Below are 781 nucleotides of genomic sequence, written 5' to 3'. Positions count from 1 at the left end.
CTCCGCCACAAAACGAACAGTCTCAATTTTATCATTGTCCGCTTTGAGGCTTTTTGCCTCCAGCGCCCCGATCCTCCGCGCATGGTCTTCCTGGCTAGAGCGGAGCTCCTGCCAGCCAATTGCCAAACTCACAATCAAACCAATGATCGTGACGATGTTTCCAACGGAGATCTCAGAGCGGATCCATTTGTTACGAACCTCTTGGGCCATAGCCGCCTCCTCAGGTGACTTTCCGGATCTTCTCATCCGAGCGCTTCCAGACATAAACACCAAGCACAGACGTACCGCACATTAGGAAGGTCACAAGGAACCCGGAGAGGATACCCAATAAGGCGATCGGATCTGGAGCAGTGATGATCAAGTAAATCAACGATAGCCCCAGCAGAAAATACACAACAGCAAACAACAGCCCAAACACAGGCCGCCAGATCCGCGTGAGCAACCCTTTCGCCTTAGCCTCTGCTCGCATAGTGGCGTTGATGCTGCTGAGCATTTCGACCAGGTGCGTTTTGTCCTCGTCTTCAACAACACGGATCATCGGAGCAATACCCTCCGGATCGCGCTCAAACTCGGCAACGATCGCCTCAGGTGTTGGCTCAACGCCGATGCCCTCAGCAATCTTATTCACAACACTGGTCGCGATCTTGCCAGCAGGATCGCCAGCAACCTGAGAAACAAGCTCACCTAAGAGCGGAGCACCAATGCTGACCAGGATGGGAACGAGTGCAGATAAAGCCATGATACCCCCTTATAGAGTTTCTGCTATGGAACTGAGTTTCCG

At 52.8% G+C, this 781-nt stretch carries 1 protein-coding gene and 1 pseudogene; both read right to left on the bottom strand.

The window, feature by feature from the left end; translation table 11 throughout:
- Positions 1-210, bottom strand: a pseudogene (locus PPL9_RS32390) (hypothetical protein); the annotation flags it as partial.
- 10 nt (positions 211-220) lie between these two features.
- Entirely contained in the window at positions 221-739 is a 519-nt protein-coding gene (locus PPL9_RS13920) for a 3TM-type holin (protein ID WP_057462232.1), read from the bottom strand.
- Positions 740-781: the final 42 nt, after the last annotated feature.

The organism is Pseudovibrio sp. POLY-S9 (assembly GCF_001431305.1).
GTDB lineage: Bacteria > Pseudomonadota > Alphaproteobacteria > Rhizobiales > Stappiaceae > Pseudovibrio.
The sequence above is the reverse complement of the archived record's forward strand: the minus strand, read 5'-3'. Positions and strand labels throughout refer to the sequence as shown.